At 63.9% G+C, this 17,919-nt stretch carries 13 protein-coding genes and 2 pseudogenes; 9 read left to right on the plus strand and 6 right to left on the minus strand.

Annotation, left to right across the window (positions count from 1 at the left end; translation table 11 throughout):
• Positions 1–65: 65 nt before the first annotated feature.
• Positions 66–1,502, minus strand: a complete 1,437-nt coding sequence (locus NKJ93_RS01855; protein ID WP_352587211.1) for an FAD/NAD(P)-binding protein — start codon at positions 1,500–1,502, stop codon at positions 66–68.
• 198 nt (positions 1,503–1,700) lie between these two features.
• Between NKJ93_RS01855 and NKJ93_RS01860 the strand changes: the two are divergent.
• Together NKJ93_RS01860 and NKJ93_RS01865 are read left to right on the plus strand one after the other, a co-directional pair.
• A pseudogene (locus NKJ93_RS01860) lies at positions 1,701–3,058 on the plus strand (LLM class flavin-dependent oxidoreductase).
• Positions 3,055–4,145: pseudogene (locus NKJ93_RS01865) on the plus strand (rhodanese-like domain-containing protein). The pseudogenes NKJ93_RS01860 and NKJ93_RS01865 overlap by 4 nt, the downstream one beginning before the upstream one ends.
• Before the next feature lie 31 nt (positions 4,146–4,176).
• Here the strand turns inward: NKJ93_RS01865 and NKJ93_RS01870 are convergent.
• From NKJ93_RS01870 to NKJ93_RS01890, 5 genes are all read right to left on the minus strand, one after another.
• Positions 4,177–5,436, minus strand: coding sequence for an FAD-dependent oxidoreductase (locus tag NKJ93_RS01870; protein ID WP_352587914.1), 1,260 nt, complete (start codon positions 5,434–5,436; stop codon positions 4,177–4,179).
• 8 nt (positions 5,437–5,444) lie between these two features.
• Positions 5,445–6,665, minus strand: coding sequence for an acyl-CoA dehydrogenase family protein (locus NKJ93_RS01875; protein WP_352587214.1), 1,221 nt, complete (start codon positions 6,663–6,665; stop codon positions 5,445–5,447).
• A 14-nt stretch (positions 6,666–6,679) separates the two neighbouring features.
• Entirely contained in the window at positions 6,680–7,717 is a 1,038-nt protein-coding gene (locus NKJ93_RS01880) for an ABC transporter substrate-binding protein (protein WP_352482609.1), read from the minus strand.
• Between the two features lie 9 nt (positions 7,718–7,726).
• Positions 7,727–8,911, minus strand: a complete 1,185-nt coding sequence (locus NKJ93_RS01885; protein ID WP_023717658.1) for an LLM class flavin-dependent oxidoreductase — start codon at positions 8,909–8,911, stop codon at positions 7,727–7,729.
• A 65-nt stretch (positions 8,912–8,976) separates the two neighbouring features.
• A complete protein-coding gene (locus NKJ93_RS01890; protein ID WP_352587217.1) occupies positions 8,977–10,587 on the minus strand; it encodes an ABC transporter substrate-binding protein in 1,611 nt (536 codons plus the stop codon).
• A 315-nt stretch (positions 10,588–10,902) separates the two neighbouring features.
• Between NKJ93_RS01890 and NKJ93_RS01895 the strand changes: the two genes are divergently transcribed.
• The 7 genes from NKJ93_RS01895 to dusA all read left to right on the plus strand — a co-directional run bounded on the left by NKJ93_RS01895 (position 10,903) and on the right by dusA (position 17,914).
• The gene (locus NKJ93_RS01895) at positions 10,903–11,889 is read left to right on the plus strand and encodes an ABC transporter permease (protein ID WP_352587917.1); all 987 of its coding nucleotides are present in this window, start codon (positions 10,903–10,905) and stop codon (positions 11,887–11,889) included.
• On the plus strand, positions 11,889–12,887 hold the full coding sequence (locus NKJ93_RS01900; protein ID WP_352587220.1) for an ABC transporter permease: 999 nt from the start codon (positions 11,889–11,891) through the stop codon (positions 12,885–12,887). The genes NKJ93_RS01895 and NKJ93_RS01900 overlap by 1 nt, the downstream gene beginning before the upstream one ends.
• Before the next feature lie 2 nt (positions 12,888–12,889).
• Positions 12,890–13,885, plus strand: coding sequence for an ABC transporter ATP-binding protein (locus NKJ93_RS01905; protein ID WP_352587223.1), 996 nt, complete (start codon positions 12,890–12,892; stop codon positions 13,883–13,885).
• Complete coding sequence (locus NKJ93_RS01910; RefSeq protein WP_352587226.1) at positions 13,863–14,810, plus strand: ABC transporter ATP-binding protein; 948 nt, start codon at positions 13,863–13,865, stop codon at positions 14,808–14,810. The genes NKJ93_RS01905 and NKJ93_RS01910 overlap by 23 nt, the downstream gene beginning before the upstream one ends.
• Before the next feature lie 19 nt (positions 14,811–14,829).
• Complete coding sequence (locus tag NKJ93_RS01915; RefSeq protein ID WP_352587229.1) at positions 14,830–15,885, plus strand: aldo/keto reductase; 1,056 nt, start codon at positions 14,830–14,832, stop codon at positions 15,883–15,885.
• A gap of 73 nt (positions 15,886–15,958) precedes the next feature.
• Complete coding sequence (gene msuE / locus NKJ93_RS01920) at positions 15,959–16,549, plus strand: FMN reductase (RefSeq protein ID WP_031193577.1); 591 nt, start codon at positions 15,959–15,961, stop codon at positions 16,547–16,549.
• 372 nt (positions 16,550–16,921) lie between these two features.
• Entirely contained in the window at positions 16,922–17,914 is a 993-nt protein-coding gene (gene dusA / locus NKJ93_RS01925) for a tRNA dihydrouridine(20/20a) synthase DusA (RefSeq protein WP_352587920.1), read from the plus strand.
• Positions 17,915–17,919: the final 5 nt, after the last annotated feature.

The raw sequence follows: 17,919 nt of genomic DNA on the forward strand, positions 1-17,919 counted from the left end.
GAAAAGAAAAGGGCCGCATGTCGATGCGGCCCTTTTTCGTTTCTGTCATTTGTGGGGCTGCAATCTCAGGCCAGAGCACGCAGCCTTGGGCTGGCGCCGACCAGAAGGCCAGCCAGGGCGATGGCCTGCGCCAGCTGTTCACTGATGGAACTCGATTCCCAGGCAACGCCGCGCAGCGGATGGCCGACGGCAAACAGATTGCCGTGGGTCTTGCCGTTACCGGCAATCACTTGGCCGCCATGCGTCGCGTCGATGCCGAAGCCGGTCGCATGCGGCCTGACGATGCCGTTATCGAGCAGGCTTTGGACGAATGGATCGGCGACCCGCCGCCAGTCATGCTCCTGATGGCCGCGGCAGTTGACGACACCATCGAAACGCAGCCGTTCGACCGCGCCGCTATCGCGCCAGCGGATCTCAGCGGCAATGCCGTCGGCCTGCGGATGGAGTGCCAGCACCCGTCCAGCTCCACCCACCCATCGGCCTTGGCTTCGCGCCAGCGCAACGCGCTCAAAGCTCGGCGGCGCCGCCCGGTGCGCGGTGACGTCCCAGAAGGCGCGCAGATGGCGTGTGAACTTTAGACGCTCCCTGTCGGTAGCGCCTTGCCACAGAGCCAGGATCCATGGCCGGATCGTCAGCGGCAGTCCTTGCCAGTCCAGGCCGGTGGCCTCGATTGCCCGGCGTTCGGCCTTGACCAGTGCGAGAAGCGCCCTGGTGGTTTTCGGCAACGGACGCTCGGCGAGAAAGTCGCGCCATGCCTCGGTGTTGCGCCGTGGCTCGACAATCTGTCCCCGCCGCGACACGACACGGTAGCTGCCCTCGAAGCCGCGCGCTTCCATGCTGGCGACGACGTCGACCATGCTCAGGCTGGACCCGATCAGCAGCAGTTCCTTGCTGCCGGCTAGCCGGTCGAGTGCCGCCGGATCCCAGGGATTGGCGACATAGCGGGGATCGCTGACGATGGCTGCTTCCGTGGCGGATGGCTCGCTCTGGAACACTCCGGTTGCCAGCACCGCCTCGTCGGCCGGCAATTGCTGGCCATCGCTGGTGCCGACGCAGACACCCGATGGACCGGTCAGCATGTCGATGGCGGACGCCTTGACGTGGCGCAGCGAGGAACGCCCGTCCGCTTCTCTGACGGCTCTCGTCAGTTCGGACTGGACATAGCTGCCGAATAGCCAACGCGGCGGGCTGGAGTCCGGGACATCTTCGGGCGGCGTCCAGCCATGCTCAGGCCCATTCGCCACGAGCCAGCGAACGAGGTGATCGGAATCGTCCGGATGCAGCGAGAAGATGCGCGCCGCGCCGTTGACCAGATGTTGTGGATCGACGGTGCTGTAGGCAACGCCGCGACCGAGCTCCGCCCGGCGCTCGATGATGGTGATCGCCAGTGGTTCGGTCGAACGGTCAAGCAGCTTGATCGCGGTAACCGCGCCGGCAAAGCCGCCGCCTACAATGATGATTGAACGAGGGATCGAACGCGGGGAGGAAGAAGTATGAAGCATCAAGGACCCTTACGACGCCGGCGGTCCGTGGCTCTAGCCCATCACCCCGGCAGCGACCATCGTGCTGTCCCATAACCCGATGTCAAAAAACAATAATTGCCAGCTGGCGAAAGGCATTCTTTCGCTCAGCGGGTCTGGCAGGCGTTAGAGATGAAAGGCCTTTGCGACCAGCCCGAGAAACGCCCCCGAAGAGCCCCAATGACTGAAGATCGAAAGATAAAGCTTGGAGCCTTCATCCGCGGCCCTGGACATCATGTCGCTGCCTGGCGCCATCCTGATGTCCCCGCCAATCCGGGCCTGAGCTTTCAGCACTACGCAGAGGCCGCGCGCACCGCCGAGCGCGGTCTCTTCGACATGGTCTTCCTTGCCGACAGCCTCAGTGCGCGCAATGGCGAGCAGCCGATCGAGACTTTCGAGCGCACCGGCCATGTCGTGCATTTCGAGCCGCTGACGCTGCTGTCGGCGCTCTCGACCATCACGCAACGGATCGGGCTGGTGGCCACCGCTTCGACCACCTATTGGGAACCTTTCCACTGGCGCGGCTGTTTGCCTCGATCGACCACCTGAGCGGCGGCAGGACAGGCTGGAATGTCGTCACCTCGGCCGATGCGCCGGCGGCGGCGAATTTCAGCCGCGACCAGCATCCCGTTCATGCCGACCGCTATGACCGCGCCGAGGAGTTCGTCGCCGTGGCGCAGAAGCTGTGGGACAGCTGGGACGACGATGCTTTCGTCGCCGACAAGGCTTCGGGCATCGCCATCGACCGGCATGGCATCCATGCCCCTGACCATGCCGGCCGGCATTTCCGGGTCAAAGGGCCGCTCAACGTCGCCCGCCCGCCGCAAGGCCATCCCGTCATCGTCCAGGCCGGTTCTTCCGATGCCGGCCAGCATCTGGCGGCGCGGACGGCGGAAGTGGTCTTCACAGCCCATCCGACCATCCAATCGGCGCGCGGTTTTTATGCCGAGCTGAAAGGCCGGCTGGGGTCGTTTGGCCGCTCTGCCGATTCCCTGAAAATCATGCCCGGTGTCTTCCCGGTCGTCGCGCCGACGCGCGCGCAAGCCGAGGACAGGTTCGACGCCATCCAACGCCTGGTCGATCCCGTGGTCGGCGTCGCCCTGGTTTCCGGATTGCTCGGCGGCGTCGATCTTTCCGGCCATCCGCTCGACGGACCGTTGCCGGAACTGGGCAGTTCCGATGCGGTGAAGAGCCGCCTGAAAGTCGTCTCCGAATTGGCCTCGAGCCGGAACCTGACCATCCGGCAATTGTATCTCGCCGTTGCCGGCGCGCGCGGCCATTTCCAGATCGTCGGCACGCCAAAAGACGTGGCCGACATGATGGAGGAATGGTTCGTCGGCGGCGCGGCGGACGGATTCAACGTCATGCCGCCGATCCTGCCGACGGGCCTCACCGATTTCGTCGATCTCGTCATTCCGGAACTGCAGCGGCGCGGCCTGTTCCGGACCGCTTACGAGGGCGGGACGTTGCGCGAGAATCTCGGCCTTGCGCGTCCGGTCCGCGGCGCCACCGAACACCAGGAAAGGAAAGCATCATGAGCGCGAGCACGATCGATTCGGAGACGTTTCGCCAATGGCTGGCCGATGGCGAGGAACTTGCGGTGCTGGATATCCGAGACAGCGCGATTGTCGGATATGCCTCGCCGCTGTTCGCCACCAATCTGCCCGCAGCACAGGTCGAGGCGGAGATCGACCGCTTCATCCCGCGCAAGGCGGTGCGCACCGTGCTGGCGGATGACGGCAGCGGCGTCGCCGAGCGGCTTGCTGAGCGATTTGCCGAGCGCGGCCGCAGCCAGGTGTTCGCACTGGCCGGCGGAATTCCGGAATGGACGAAGGACGATGTGGAAGGCTTGCCGACCTTCGACACGCCGGGCGTCGATTTTTCGCTGGCGATCCGCGACGAGAAGGGGACGCCGGTCATTACCGTTGCAAAGCTTGCGGCGCTCAAGGCCAAGAAAGCCGACGTGGTCGTGCTCGACAGCCGGACGGTGGCGGAATTCGACAAGGACCATGTACCGGGCGCCATCAGCGTTCCGGGTGCTGAGCTGGTGCTGCGCTTCGCCGACCTGGTGCCGTCGCCGGACACGCAGGTGATCGTCTCCTGCGCCGGCCTGCCGCGCGCCACATCGGCGCGCAGACGCTGATCGATGCCGGCGTGCCCAACAAAGTTGCTTATCTGCACGATGGCACCAAGGCGTGGCGCGAGGCCGGCCTTGCGCTCGAAACCGGCAGGACTGCTGCCTATGGTTCGGCGAGCGAGGACGCGAAGCGATTCGCCGAGGAGCGCATCGCAAAACTTGCCGAAGGCGACAGCTTCCCGCGCATCGATGCGGCGACGGCCGCAGCCTGGGCGAAGGACGAGAGGCGCACGACCTACCAGCTCGATGTGCGCACGCCGGAGGAATTCGCGGCAAGCCACATTCCGGGCTCGATCGCGTCGGAGGGCGGGCAGTTGCTCGGCGTCGCCTATCGAACCATTGCCGTGCGTGGCGCCCGTGTCGTGCTGATCGACGATCTGCTCGGTGTCCGCGCGGCGACGACGGCGCACTGGCTGCAGCGCCGTGGCTACGAGATCGCCATCCTCTTGCATGACTTCCAGTCGGCCAGCCTGGTGAAAGCGGCGTAGGGCAGGAGCTGTCGGGCGATTTTGGAGGCCGCTATTCGGCGGCTTCCTTTTGACGGCGGCCTGAAAGGACATTCTTCTGCATCGCCGTCAGCGAAGACCGCACCGCATTGGCGCCGTGCTTCAGCATTTTCGCCTCATAGTCTGACAGGGCTTCAAGCAGCGGCTTGTCGCCGCGTCTGGCGGCCACCAGTTCAGGCACCAGCAGCCCGGCGCCGTAGATCGCGGTGTTGCCGCCGAGTGCGCGGAAATAGGTCATGGCATGGATGGCATCGCCGAGCAGTGTCACCTGTTTCGTCGGCCACGGATCGACAGGCTCTGAGGTGTGGACATGCAGCAGCGCCACCGTAGACGGGTCGGTGTAGCGAATGAGGTCGAGGATTTCCTTGTGCCAATGGCTGATCTTCGAAATCAGCAACTCGATCAGTTCGGCGCCGGAGAGCTTTGCCAGCGCGTCATCCGTGGCAAGCTCGTCCTTCTCGTATGCGGTGTTCCACCAGACATAGCTGGTGGTGTTGTTGAAATGGAAACCGGCAATGTCCTTGTGGGTGTCGTCGTCCAGCCCGATCAGCCCATATTTGCGATAGGCCTCGACATTGACCCGATGACTGGTGACCATCAGCCCGTGACCTTCCGTCGGTCTGACGCCGGCATTGTAGTCAAGCAGCAGCGGCGAGATCTGGTGTAGGGCTGCGGCATGCAGCGTCATCTTGCCGGCCAGGCGCCTGACGCCGGTGTCGAAGCTTCGCGCATGCGGCACCAGTTGCTGGCGCACGCGCGAGCGGGCGCCGTCGGCACCGACCAACACATCGGCATGGATTGTCGAGCCGTCCTCGAAATGCGCGATCACCGAACCGTCCGGCTGCTCTTCGTAGCGGGAATAGACCTTGCCGTAGCGCACGACGCCGTCGAGGCCGGAAAGCAGCACCTGGCGCAACGTGATGCGGCTCACCGACTTTTCGATATGCGTGTCGTCGGCCTCGCCGAGTGCGTTGCCGCCACCCCAGGCGTCCTCGCCCAAGGTCTCGAAATTTTCGTCGAGCAGGATGTTGCGGTCCGGCGCTCGGCCGAGCGTGGCGACAAAGGCCTCGTAGAGTTCCGGCGGCAAGTTGGCGATCAGCGAATCGATGCCACGCTGGCGGATGCGCAGCCGAAAACCCTGGACGTAGTCATTGCGGGCGCGATCCTTCTCGAAGACCGCGACGCTGATGCCGTTCTTCTTCAGGCCTTGCGCCAATGTCAGGCCACCGGGGCCTCCGCCGATGATAGCGACTTCGACATGTTCGGAGATCATGGCGTCGCTCACCCGACCGCCTTGAGCCTGGGTTTGACAGCGGCAACAGCCGGCGGCTCGGCCACTTGGCTGGCAGCGTGGCGGCTGAGCGCCGCCTTGGCGGCGATCGTGCGGATCATATGGTTCTGCGGTGCGTGCGAGCGGGCAGTCAGCGTATCGCGGTGGTGACGCTCGAGCTGGAAGTCTCTGTTAAGACCGGGATTGCCGGCAAGCTCCAGCGCCAGCGAGGTAACTGCCACGGCATTGTCGATGACGACATGCCTGACGGTCATGCCGTCGGTGCCGACCGGTCGGCCGGCGTCGACGTCATCAGCGAGCGAGCGCAGCAGCCGCGTGCTGGTTGCGAGCCTGACCTCGATCTCGCCCAGCCCTGCCTGGATGTGCGGCACGGTCGACAGCGGCGCGCCGAGGCTCGCCGGCGCATGCGTGGTGACGAAGGAGACCAGCCGGTCACGGGCAGCGCGGGCGGCACCGTGGTAGACAGCGCCGATCAGCGAAAAGAAGAACGCCGTCGCACCTTCCTCCCGCCGCAGCGGCTCGGACGCCGGCTGCGCCTCGGTGATGTCCTCGGCAGGCACGGCGACATTATCCAGAATGACGTCGTCGCTGGCGGTGGCCCGCATGCCGGCGGCGTTCCATGTCTTTTCGACGCGCAATCCCGGCGCATTGGTCGGCACCAGGAACGAGGCGAGGCGCGGTTGCGGCTCGTCGGTCAATGCCAGCAAGTTCACCCATTTCAGGATGGGAATGCCGGTGACGTAGTTCTTGTGGCCGGATATCCGCCAGACATTGCCGTCGCGCCGGGCAATGGTTTCGGGCGGCTTGCCATGGGCGGGCGAGCCGATCCCCGGCTCGGCCTGGGCGGCATTGATCAAGGCAGGGCCAAGACGGCCGGCCTCGACAATCCGCTGCACCAGATGGCGCGGCCATTTTCCGGATTTCCGCAGCGCATACTGGCTGTTGTAATGCATGGCCAGCACAAGCGCCGTCGACGGCTCGCCGCGGCCGATCTCGGCGATCACCGCCTGGGCTTCCGTCAGCCCGCCGCCGAGGCCGCCATGCTCGCGCGCTGTGACCAGGCCAAGCAGACCGGCCTGGTGAAGCCGGCCGAAATTGGCAAACGGAAATTCTCCGGTCGCGTCGTGATGTGCGGCGGTCGGCGCGAAGTCGTCGGCCAGGCTCGCTACCGTGTCGAGGAGTTGTGGGAACTCGGGGATCGTCGAGGTCATATGCTGGCTTCCTCTCAGGCGGCGGCGCGGATGGTCACCTGATCGAGCGGCCGGCGATCGACCCAGGCCTCGACGTCGAAATCGCTGGCAAGGAAACCCCAGTCGCGCAGGAAATCCTTGTAGTGGGAAATCGCCGCGACGAGCTCAGGCTGCAGTCCGAGGCCGAGATGGTTGTGGACATCCGGACCGTTGGCGGCCAGCACCTGTTCTTCGGTGGCGCCGGATTCGCGGGCGACGAAGCGCCGCGTCTCTTCCGGATGCGCCTTAGCCCAGGCGCTGGCGCGCAGGATCGTCTCGATCAGGCGCGTGACCAGATCAGGGCGCTCTTCGGCCAGCAAATCGTCGACGGTCAGCACACGCGGCGAACCGGAGTTGATGCGGATGTTCGGGTCGGGATGAAAGCCGAATTCGGCGACCTGGATGGCGCCGATCAGATTGGCGACATTGATGCCGGCCGTGCCTTTGACATAGATGGCGTCGACCTCGCCACGGATCAGCGCGGCTGCCTCCTCGCCATAGGCCTGTTTGCGCTTGAGGCCGAACAGCGACGGCCCTTCCTGGCTGTCGAGCACGCTGTCGGTCAGCGCGATGTCGACGATCTCGACGTCGGCATGGCTGAGGCCTTCAAGCGAGAGCGCCGAGACCAGCCCTTTCAGCGCCGTCGCCCGCATGAAGTCGACGATGCCTTCCGGACGCCGGGCGATGCCGAAGCGGCGGCCTTTCAGGTCCTGGGTTGTTCTGATGCCGGTGCCGGGCAAGGTGATGATCGCCTGGAATTCGTCGGTCCAGGTGATGCCGACGAGACGCGTCTTGCGCCCTTCGGACCGCGCACGGATCGGCGGCACGTTGCCGCCGTGGCGGAACGACCAGTCGAGTGTGTGGTTGAAATGGCTCTGGCGGATGTCGCGGTTGGGTGAATCGATGATCGACTTCAATTCGATCCCCTCCTTGCGAAAGGTTTCGTCGAGAAGTCCGAGCTGCGCCGCAAGCCCGACAGGCGTCGGCACCGGGCAGCGTGTGTACCAGATTTCGGAGATCGCAGTCGTGGTCATGAGTGCTCCTCAGGCGTTGCGCAGGCCGGCCTGCTTCATCAGCGGCAGGATGTTCTCGCCGAAGAATTCGAGGTCCGGCTTGAAGTCGAAGAAGGACAATTGCAGGCCATCGATGCCGGCGTCCTTGAGCTTGACGAACTGGTCGACGATCTGCTCGGGCGTGCCGATGAGATAAATGTTGCCGCCGACCTTGGCGTAGGGATCGTCGCGGCCTTCGCGGCCCTTCCAGGCCTGGGCGTCGCTGTTGAAGGTCTGGAACCCTTTCGGCGTACGGCTGTCGGCACGGGCGACGATCTGGTCGGCGACGGCCCAGGCTTCCTTCTCAGTGGGACGGCTGATGACCAGCGGATTGAGCAGCGTGCGCACGGTGCGGCCGACACCGAGGGCGGCGTCCTTCACCTTCTTCGTATGCGCCGGCAGCGCCTCCAGCGCGCTGGCGATGTCGGAGCCGGCCGGGCTGGTGACGAAGACGATGTCGGAATAACGGCCGGCAAAGGAAATGCCGGCATCGGAGCCGGTGGCATTGACCAGGATCGGCCGACCGTAATTCGGCTTCGGCGTGACGAAGCCGCCATTAAGCTTCCAGCTCGATTCTCCAGAGAAGGAGAAATTCTCGTCGTCCTGCCACAGCCGCTGCAGCACTTCGACGAACTCGGCCGCGAGTTCGTAGCGACGGTCGTGCTCGATGCGGTTCCAGCCGAACATCTCGTGTTCGACGGCGCGATGACCGGTGACCACGTTGATGCCCCAGCGGCCGCCAGAAATGTGATCGAGCGTGGCGCCGAATTTGGCCAGATGCAGCGGATGCCACGGGCCGTAGAGAACATGCATGGTCGAGATCAGCATGATCTTCTTGGTGATCGCGGCCATGGCTGCAATGGAGACGAAACTGTCCAGCGCCTGGCCGTTGAAGACCCCGCCATAGCCGCCCTTGGGCAGCCACTGGCTGAGCGCAAAGACGAGGTCGAAGCCAAGCTCCTCGGCCTTGAGCGTCAGGTCGCGATTGTAATCGAAGCGCCAGTCGGTCGAGCGCGGCAGGGTCGAGTTGGTCCAGCCGCCGGCCTGGATCGGCAGGAACAGTCCGAGCAGCACCGGCTGCTGAAGCGCTTTCGATAGCGGGCTGTCCGGATAGTCGGTCGGCGCCTTGAAGAAGGGCGTGCCGACGATGGAACCAGGCTTGTGGGCGAGCGTCATGGGGGAATCTCTCGGGGAAGGAGAAAGAGATGCCATGCGCGAAAGACCGCGCATGGGGCGGCGGATCAGGCGACGATATGGGTTGATGCGAGGCTGCCGGCATTGCCCTCGGCGCCCACTGTGTGATCGGCGATGCGCTTGTTGTAGAGGGTGATTTCCGGCTGGCTGACGATGCCGATGTCGGGCAGGTCCTCGACAAGGATCTGCTGGATCGCGGCCCATTGCTCGAAGCGCTTTTCGTGATCGACCTCGACGGCGGCAGCTTCAAGAAGTTCATCGACCTTGGCATTGCTGTATTTCGAACCGTTGGAGAAGGGCACGCCCGGCTTGAAATTCTTCGACCAGTAGAGGCGCTGCACGCCGACCGTCGGGTCGAACAGATTGCTCATGCCGTTGAAGGTGAAGTCGAAATCGCGGTCGGTGTAGATGCGCTTGGTGTAGGTGGCGAAATCCTGGCTGCGCACGGTGACCTCGACCCCGACTGTGGCCAATGCCTGCTTGATGTAGTCTGCGCCGCGTTTGTAGGTCTCGCCGCTCGGGACATAGTCGTGGACCAGCTTGAGCCGGATGCCGTCGGTACCGCGTGGCAAGCCCGCTTCGTCGAGCAGTTTCTCGGCAGTGGCAATGTCGACCGGATAGGTCTTCAAATCGGCGACGAACCACTTCTTCAGATTGGGATTGATCGGACCGGGAATGGTCTCGCCATAGCCATAGTTGATGGTGTCGCGGATGACGTTGCGGTCGATGACATGGGCGAAGGCGCGGCGGACGCGAACATCCTGGAAATAGGGTTTCTCCAGGTTGAACTCGACCCGGCTGATGCCGTTGGAATACTGATAGCCCTGCTTCTCGAAGCCGATATGCGGCAGTGTTTCGAAACGCTGCAAATCGCTGTACGGGATCGGCGTTGCCGGCGCCAGGTCGACCTCGCCCGTCTCCAGCGCCAGGGCGCGCGCCGAAGCGTCCGGGATGAAACGGACGATCAGCCGGTCGAGATAGGGGCGCGGCGCGTCCCAATAATCGGGATTGCGTTCATAGACGATGTGGCTGCCGCGCACCCATTCCTTGAAGACGAACGGGCCGGTGCCGACCGGAGCGACATTGACCGGATTTTCGGCTGCCCTTGTGCCGTCATAGAGGTGCTTCGGCACGATCGGTGTTTCGGCCGCGGCCAGCGCCGTGATCAGGTAAGGCGCCGGCTTCGACAGAACCAGCGTAACGGTCAGCGGATCCGGCGTCTGGAAATCGACAAGGTTGAGGAAGGTGTTGCGGCCGCGCGGATGAACCTCTCTGATCGTGGCGATCGAGTAGGCGACGTCGGCGGCGGTGAACGGCTGACCGTCATGCCACGTCACGCCTTCGCGCAGCTTGAAGGTGTATTGCAGCCCATCGTCACTGACCGACCATTGCCTGGCGAGTGACGGGCGCGGCGTGAGATCGAAATCATAGGTCAGCAGGCCCTCGGTGGTCTTGGCTGAGACGTAGACGGAATTGAACGCCGTGTGGGCGATGGTCGTCAGCACCGGCGGCTCGGCCGACAGCAGCAGCCTCGCTGTCCCACCCTGTTTCGGCTCTGCGGCGTAGGCGCGGCGCGACGCCGGCAACAGCGTCGCTCCGAGCGCCGCGGCCGAGATGCCGAGGAACCTGCGGCGGTTCGCAATGAGGAAATCAGACATGGAGCCGTAGTCCTTTTTTTGCTGCAGCCATCGATCGGCCGGTCGTCGGCCGCTGGATGAAAAATCCCTCGTTCCAAAAGCGGACCCGTTTGTGAAAAGATTTGGCCGGCCCGCCCTCACGCTTAAGATTTCATACTTCAAACCGCGATTTTTGTAGTATGAAATAAAATTCTATTCTGCAATATCGGCATTTGCAGAACAAAATTTCTTAAATCAGGTTTGACAATGTCTATAAATCTTGTCAACTAAAAAGCACGGAACTTTCCGGGAAACAGCAAACCCGCATCGTCAGCCACAGCCGGGAAAGCAAAAATGATGTCGACCCTGACGCGCATTGGCCGAACGTTTCGACGCACCGCGATCCAGGCGGTGCCGACCATTCTGGGCATCGTGATCCTGAACTTCTTTCTGCTGCAGCTTGCGCCCGGCGATGCCGCCGACGTCATGGCCGGTGAGGCCGGTTCGGCCACCGTGGAAACGATGGCCGCGTTGCGCGAGCGCTTTGGGCTCGACAATCCGCTGCTCGTCCAGCTGTTCAACTATCTCTACAATCTGGCGCATTTCAGCCTCGGCTTTTCGCCGCGCTACGGCATGCCGGTCGCCGACCTGATCGGCCAGCGGCTGCCGGGCACGCTGCTGTTGATGGCGGTGGCGCTGAGTATCGCCATTGCGCTCGGCCTCGCCCTTGGATCGTTGATGGCGGTGTTTTCCGGTCGGCTGCCGGATCGCCTGCTATCGGTCCTTTCGCTGCTGTTTTATTCGATCCCGGGCTTCTGGATCGGCTTGATGCTGATCGTGCTGTTCTCGGTCAAGCTGGGTTGGCTGCCGAGCGGCGGTTCGGGAACCATCGGCAGCAACCTGACCGGCTTTGCCGGCTTCTGGGACAAGGCGCGCTACATGATCTTGCCGGCGCTGTCGCTGGCTCTGTTCTATGTGGCGATCTATGCCCGGCTGACGCGGGCGGCGATGCTCGAAGTCCAGTCGCAGGACTATGTGCGCGCCGCCGCCGCCAAGGGCCTGTCGCCGACCGTTATCACCATCCGCCATGTCCTGCGCAACGCGCTGATCCCCATCACCACCATGGCCGGGATGCATGTCGGCGGCATGCTTGGCGGCGCCGTGGTTGTCGAGACCGTCTATTCCTGGCCCGGCCTTGGGCGTCTCGCCTTCGAGGCGGTGATGGGCCGTGATTTCACCGTGCTGCTCGGCATCCTGCTTTTGTCGTCGCTGCTGGTCATCCTTGCCAACGCCACCGTCGACCTTCTGCACGCATGGCTCGACCCCCGCATCGGAGTACGCTGATGGCTTCCACCGATTTTGCCGCCGGCGACGCGCGCTCTCGCCGTCTCTATGCGGACGCCCGCGAGCCTGCGGCACCGGCTGAACCCGAGACAAAAAGCTGGAGCAATCTTCACGCGCCTGACGCGCGCTCCGCCTCGGCGGCGTCGGTGCCGGTTGTCGCCGGCGGGCGCGCTCTGAAGATTTTCCTGCGCAACCCCAACGCCATGTTCGGCGTGGTGTTCCTGTCGCTGGTCGTGCTGGCCGCACTGCTGGCACCCGTCCTCTATCCGGCGGATCCGCTGTCGATGGTGGCGCGACCCTTCCTTTGGCCGGGGCAGAATCCAGCCTTTCCGCTGGGCACGGATTCCATGGGCCGCGACGTGCTTTCGGGCATTCTGCACGGCGCGCGGATTTCGCTGTTCGTCGGCCTTGTGGCGACCGCGCTCGGCCTCGGCTTCGGCATCCTTGTCGGCGCCACCGCGGGTTATTTCGGTGGCTGGATCGACGACCTGCTGGTGCGCCTGATCGAGATCTTTCAGACCATACCGAGCTTCGTGCTGCTGGTAGTCATGGTGGCGATCGCGCAGCCGACCGCACCTGTCGTGACGGTGGCGATCGCCGTCATTACCTGGCCGACGGTGGCGCGGCTGACCCGTGCCGAATTCCGGGCCATCCGCGAGAAAGATTTTGTCATGGCCGCCCGCAGCCTGGGCTATGGCCATGCCCGCATCATCTTCCGCGAAATCCTGCCCAACGCGCTGCCACCCTTGATCGTCACCTCGTCGGTGATGGTGGCGACCGCAATCCTGATGGAATCGGCGCTGTCCTTCATGGGCCTCGGCGATCCCAATGTCGTCAGTTGGGGCTCGATGATTGGAGCGGGCAGGGAGCTGATCCGCACCGCCTGGTATTTGACCGCTCTGCCGGGATTGGCAATCGTCTTCACCGTGCTGGCGCTGAACCTGATCGGCGACGGCCTCAACGACGCGCTCAATCCGCGCTTCTCGCAGGAGCGCTAGAGATGGCTGCCTTACTAAGGGTCGACAATCTGACGGTTTGCTTTCCAACCACCGAGCCGGTCAGCCAGCTGAGCTTCGAGGTCGGCGAAGGCGAGACGCTGGCGATCGTCGGTGAATCGGGCTCCGGCAAGTCGCTGACGGCACTTGCCCTGATGCAGCTTCTGCCGCGCTCGGCGAAAATCCCCAATGGCAGGATCGAATTCGCCGGCAGGGATTTGCTCGGCCTCGACCAGAAGGCGATGCGCAATTTGCGCGGGCGCGAGATCGCCATGATCTTCCAGGAGCCGATGACCTCGCTCAACCCCGTTCTGACCATCGGCCGGCAGATCACCGAGGTGCTGACGCTGCACGAAGGCATACGCGGCCAGGCCGCGCGAGCGCGGGCGATCGAACTGCTCTCGCTGGTCCGCATTCCCGATCCGCAGCGGCGCATCGACGATTATCCGCACCAGCTTTCCGGCGGCATGCGCCAGCGCGTCATGATTGCCATTGCCGTTGCCTGCCGCCCGCGCCTGCTGATTGCCGACGAACCGACGACGGCGCTGGACGTGACCATCCAGGCGCAGGTGCTCGATCTGCTCGATACGCTGCGCCGCGAACTGTCGATGGCTGTCGTGCTCATCACCCACGATCTCGGCGTCGTCGCGCAATGGGCCGACAAGGTCGTCGTCATGTATGCCGGCCGCAAGGTTGAACAGGCGCTGCCCGGCGCGCTGTTCAGAACGCCGCTTCATCCCTACACGCGCGGCCTGCTGGCTGCTTCGCCGCGGCTGAAGACCAATCTGCACTACCGCGACGCCAGGCTGACGGAGATTCCCGGCAGCATCGTCTCGGCCGCGGGCGAGAAGGGCTGCCCGTTCCGGCCGCGCTGCGCGGTGGCGCGCGACAGCTGTGCCCATTTCGTACCCGCCCTCGTCGAGGTGGGCGAGGATCGCCTCGTCGCCTGCCCCTACAGCTTCATTCCGGAGGTTGCGCATGGCGCTGCTCTCGGTCTTTGACCTCTCCACCCATTTTCACGCCCAGGGTGGTGCGCTGCGCGCTGTCGACGGCGTTTCCCTCGATGTCGGGCGCGGCGAGACGGTTGGTCTCGTCGGCGAAAGCGGTTGCGGAAAATCGACACTCGCCAAGACCATCATGCGGCTGGTCGATCCGACCGGCGGCAGGATCGAGTTCAACGGCACCGACATCACCGTGCTCGACGCGCGCCGGCTGAAGGCGGCGCGACGCAACATCCAGATGATTTTCCAGGATCCGTTCGCGTCGCTCAATCCGCGCCACACGATCGGCGATATTTTGACGGCGCCGCTGAAAGTTCATGACATCGGCAACAAGGCCGAGCGGCGCAAGATTGTGGAAGACATCATCGAGCGTGTCGGTCTGCCGAAGGATGCGCTTGGCCGCTACCCGCATGAATTTTCGGGCGGTCAGCGCCAGCGCATCGGCATTGCCCGCGCGCTGATCCTCAGTCCGGAACTGGTCGTCTGCGATGAGCCGGTGTCGGCGCTCGACCTCTCGATCCAGGCGCAGATCCTCAACCTGCTGGTCGACATGAAGCGGCAGTTCGGGCTGTCCTACCTGTTCATCTCGCACGACCTGTCGGTGGTCCGCTATTTCGCCGACCGGGTGCTGGTCATGTATCTCGGGCGCATTGTCGAAAGCGCCGACAATGCGACGCTGTGGACCTCGCCCAAGCATCCCTACACGCGCGCGCTGATGGATGCCGTGCCGGACCCGGCGCGCCGTCGTCAGGCAGCACCCATCCATGGCGATCTGCCGAGCCCGCAGAATATCCCCAGCGGTTGCCGCTTTCACACGCGCTGTCCGCTGGCAACGGATCTTTGCCGTTCGCAGGAACCGGCATTCCGGGCGATCGCGCCGGGACACCACGTCGCCTGCCACTACGCCGAACCAACCCTCAACTGAAAGTTCAACGGAGTAGAAAATGTCCGATTACCGCTATCTCGGCCGCAGCGCCCTGAAGGTTTCGCCACTCAGCCTCGGCACCATGATGTTCGGCGGGCCGACCGAGGAAACGGTAGCGCATCGCATCATCGACAAGGCGCGCGAGCAAGGCATCAATTTCATCGACACCGCCGACGTCTACCACAATGGCAAGTCCGAGGAAGTCGTCGGTCGCGGCATCAAGGCGGCGCGCGATCATTGGGTCGTGGCGACCAAGTTCGTCAACTCGCATGACAAGGGGCCCAATCTCGGTGGCCATTCGCGCAAATGGGTGATCCAGACCGTCGAGAACAGCCTGCGGCGTCTCGGGACGGATTACATCGACCTGTTCTACTTCCACCGCGCGGTCTTCGATGCACCGCTGGAAGAGCCGGTGCGGGCGATCGCCGACCTGATCCGCCAGGGCAAACTGCGCTATTTCGGCGTCTCGAATTTCCGTGGCTGGCGCATCGCGGAAGTCGCGCATCTGGCCGACGAGCTCGGCATCGACCGGCCGGTGGCGAGCCAGCCGCTCTACAACATCGTCAACCGCACCGCCGAGGCCGAGCAGCTTCCGGCGGCCGCCTATTATGGTCTTGGCGTTGTCTCCTACAGCCCGCTGGCGCGCGGCGTTCTGACCGGCAAATACGAGCCGAATCAGGCGCCCGCCGCCGACACGCGGGCGGGCCGTGGCGACAAGCGCATCGCCGAGACCGAATGGCGCCCGGAATCGATCGAGATCGCCAGGCAGATCGCGGCGCACGCAAAGTCGCGTGGCGTCTCGGCTGCCGACTTCGCGCTGGCCTGGGTGCTCAACAACCGGCTCATCACGGCGGCGATCGCCGGCCCGCGAACCGAGGAACAGTGGGACAGCTACGCCAAGGCGCTGGAGTTCAGGCTGAACGCCGAGGACGAGGCCTTTGTCGACCGCCTCGTCACAGCCGGCCATGCCTCGACGCACCGATTCAACGATCCGAGCCATCCGGTCGAAGGCCGCGTGCCGCGTTCCGAGCCGGCCGCACCGATCCCGCTGACGCGGCCTCTGCGCGCCGCCTGACGGTCAGCTGTGGACTGGCGGGGCCGGCGGCCCCGCCAGAGTCTCCAATCGTTTCGGACAGATGAGAGAGCCCATGAATTTCCATGTCGAACGGCTGCGCCAGAGCATCGTCGTTTTGTCAGGCAACACCCATAGGCCATCGAAATCACGGACGCTGGCGCATCATCTGGGTGAGGCACTGCGCGAAAGATTATCCGCCACGGTGAATTTCCTCGATCTTGTCGATGCCGGCCGTGGTCTGGGTGCTGCGTTCACGCGAAAGGAATTGACGCCGGAGGCGCTGAATGTGGTGGAGGCTGTCGAACAGGCCGACGCGCTGATCGTGACGACGCCGGTCTACAACGGCTCCTATGCCGGCCTCTTCAAGCATCTGTTCGACCTCATCGATCCGCTGGCGCTTGTCGACCGGCCGGTGCTGATCGGCGCGACAGGCGGCGGCCAGCGCCACGCTCTGGTGGTCGAGCATCAGCTTCGCCCGTTGTTCGGCTTTTACTCCGCACTGACCGTGCCGAGCGCCGTCTACGGCAGCGACAGCGACTTTGCCGATGGCAAGCTCGTGGATCCGCTAGTCCTGGCGCGGGCCGGACAGGCTGTGGACCAGTTCGCGGCCCTGCTTTCCGCGCGGCAGCCGAACAGCCAACCGGTCAGGCTGGCCTCGGGCTGACGCATAACATTGCTCAGACTAGCGGAGAGCAAATTCAGTTCGCCGATAAGCCGCAGGCAACGCCTTTGAAGTCGATACAGCCCGATGCTGTCACTAAAGTGGTTGAGGCAGTGTGCATGCCAGTTGCGTGTCAAGGCCTTGTTCAGCCAAGCGAAGCTATTGATGGTCATCTGATCGATGGTCGGGCCGGTGGGATGACGGAAGATTTCGTGTGCACCACGTGTGCAGTGAGCGGCGTGATGTGCTAAATGGCCTTCAGTTTGCGCCAGCATAGTCGTAAATTCGGTTACGTTTGGCTACGCGCTTCTTTCCAAATTGCTCAGTCGTTCCAACAGGGTATTGGACGGACTGACGCATAAAAAAGAGAATAAAATTAGTATGTTAGGACACAAAGTTGCCGCTGCACCGATGATGGACTGGACGGACCGGCACTGCCGGTTCTTCCATCGCCAATTGACGCGCGAGGCGCTGCTCTACACCGAGATGGTGGTGGCAGATGCGGTCATCCACGGCGCACGCGAGCGGCTGCTCGGCTTCGACGACAGCGAACATCCGGTGGCGCTGCAGCTCGGCGGCGCCGATCCGGGAAAGCTGGCCGAGGCGGCGCGCATCGGCGAAGCCTTCGGCTATGATGAAATCAACCTCAATGTCGGCTGTCCGTCCGACCGCGTCCAGTCGGGCACGTTCGGCGCCTGCCTGATGAAGACGCCGGTGCTCGTCGCGGATTGCGTCGCTGCGATGAAGGCGGCGGTGAAAATACCGGTTACCGTCAAGTGCCGCATCGGCGTCGACGGGCAGGATCCGGAACCGGCACTCGATGCCTTGGCCGACGGTGTTTTCGCGGCCGGCGCCGACGCGCTGTGGGTGCACGCCCGCAAGGCCTGGCTGGAAGGTCTGAGCCCAAAAGAAAATCGCGACGTCCCACCGCTCGACTATGGCCGCGTCTATCGGCTGAAAGCCAGAAAACAAAACAAATTCATCGGCATCAATGGCGGCATTCAATCTCTTGCAGAGGCGCTGAGGCATCTCGACCATGTCGATGGCGCTATGCTCGGCCGCGCCGCCTATCACACGCCCGGGATACTGACCGGCATCGATGCCGCGTTTTACGGCGGCACGGCTGAGCCGTTCGATTTTGCCGCGCTGATCGATGCCATGGCGGATTACGCGGCACGCCATATCGAGCAGGGTGGACGCCTCGGGCATGTCACCCGGCACATGGTCGGGCTGTTTCACGGCCTGCCCGGTGCACGCCGCTATCGGCAGATCCTTTCCACCGAGGCGACAAAGCCGGGTGCCGGACCGCAGGTGCTCAAGGCGGCTTTCGCAGAAGTCGATTTCGGCAGGACCGCAGAGGCGGCCTGAGGAAA

This window comes from Mesorhizobium sp. M0028 (assembly GCF_040323855.1).
Taxonomy (GTDB): domain Bacteria; phylum Pseudomonadota; class Alphaproteobacteria; order Rhizobiales; family Rhizobiaceae; genus Mesorhizobium.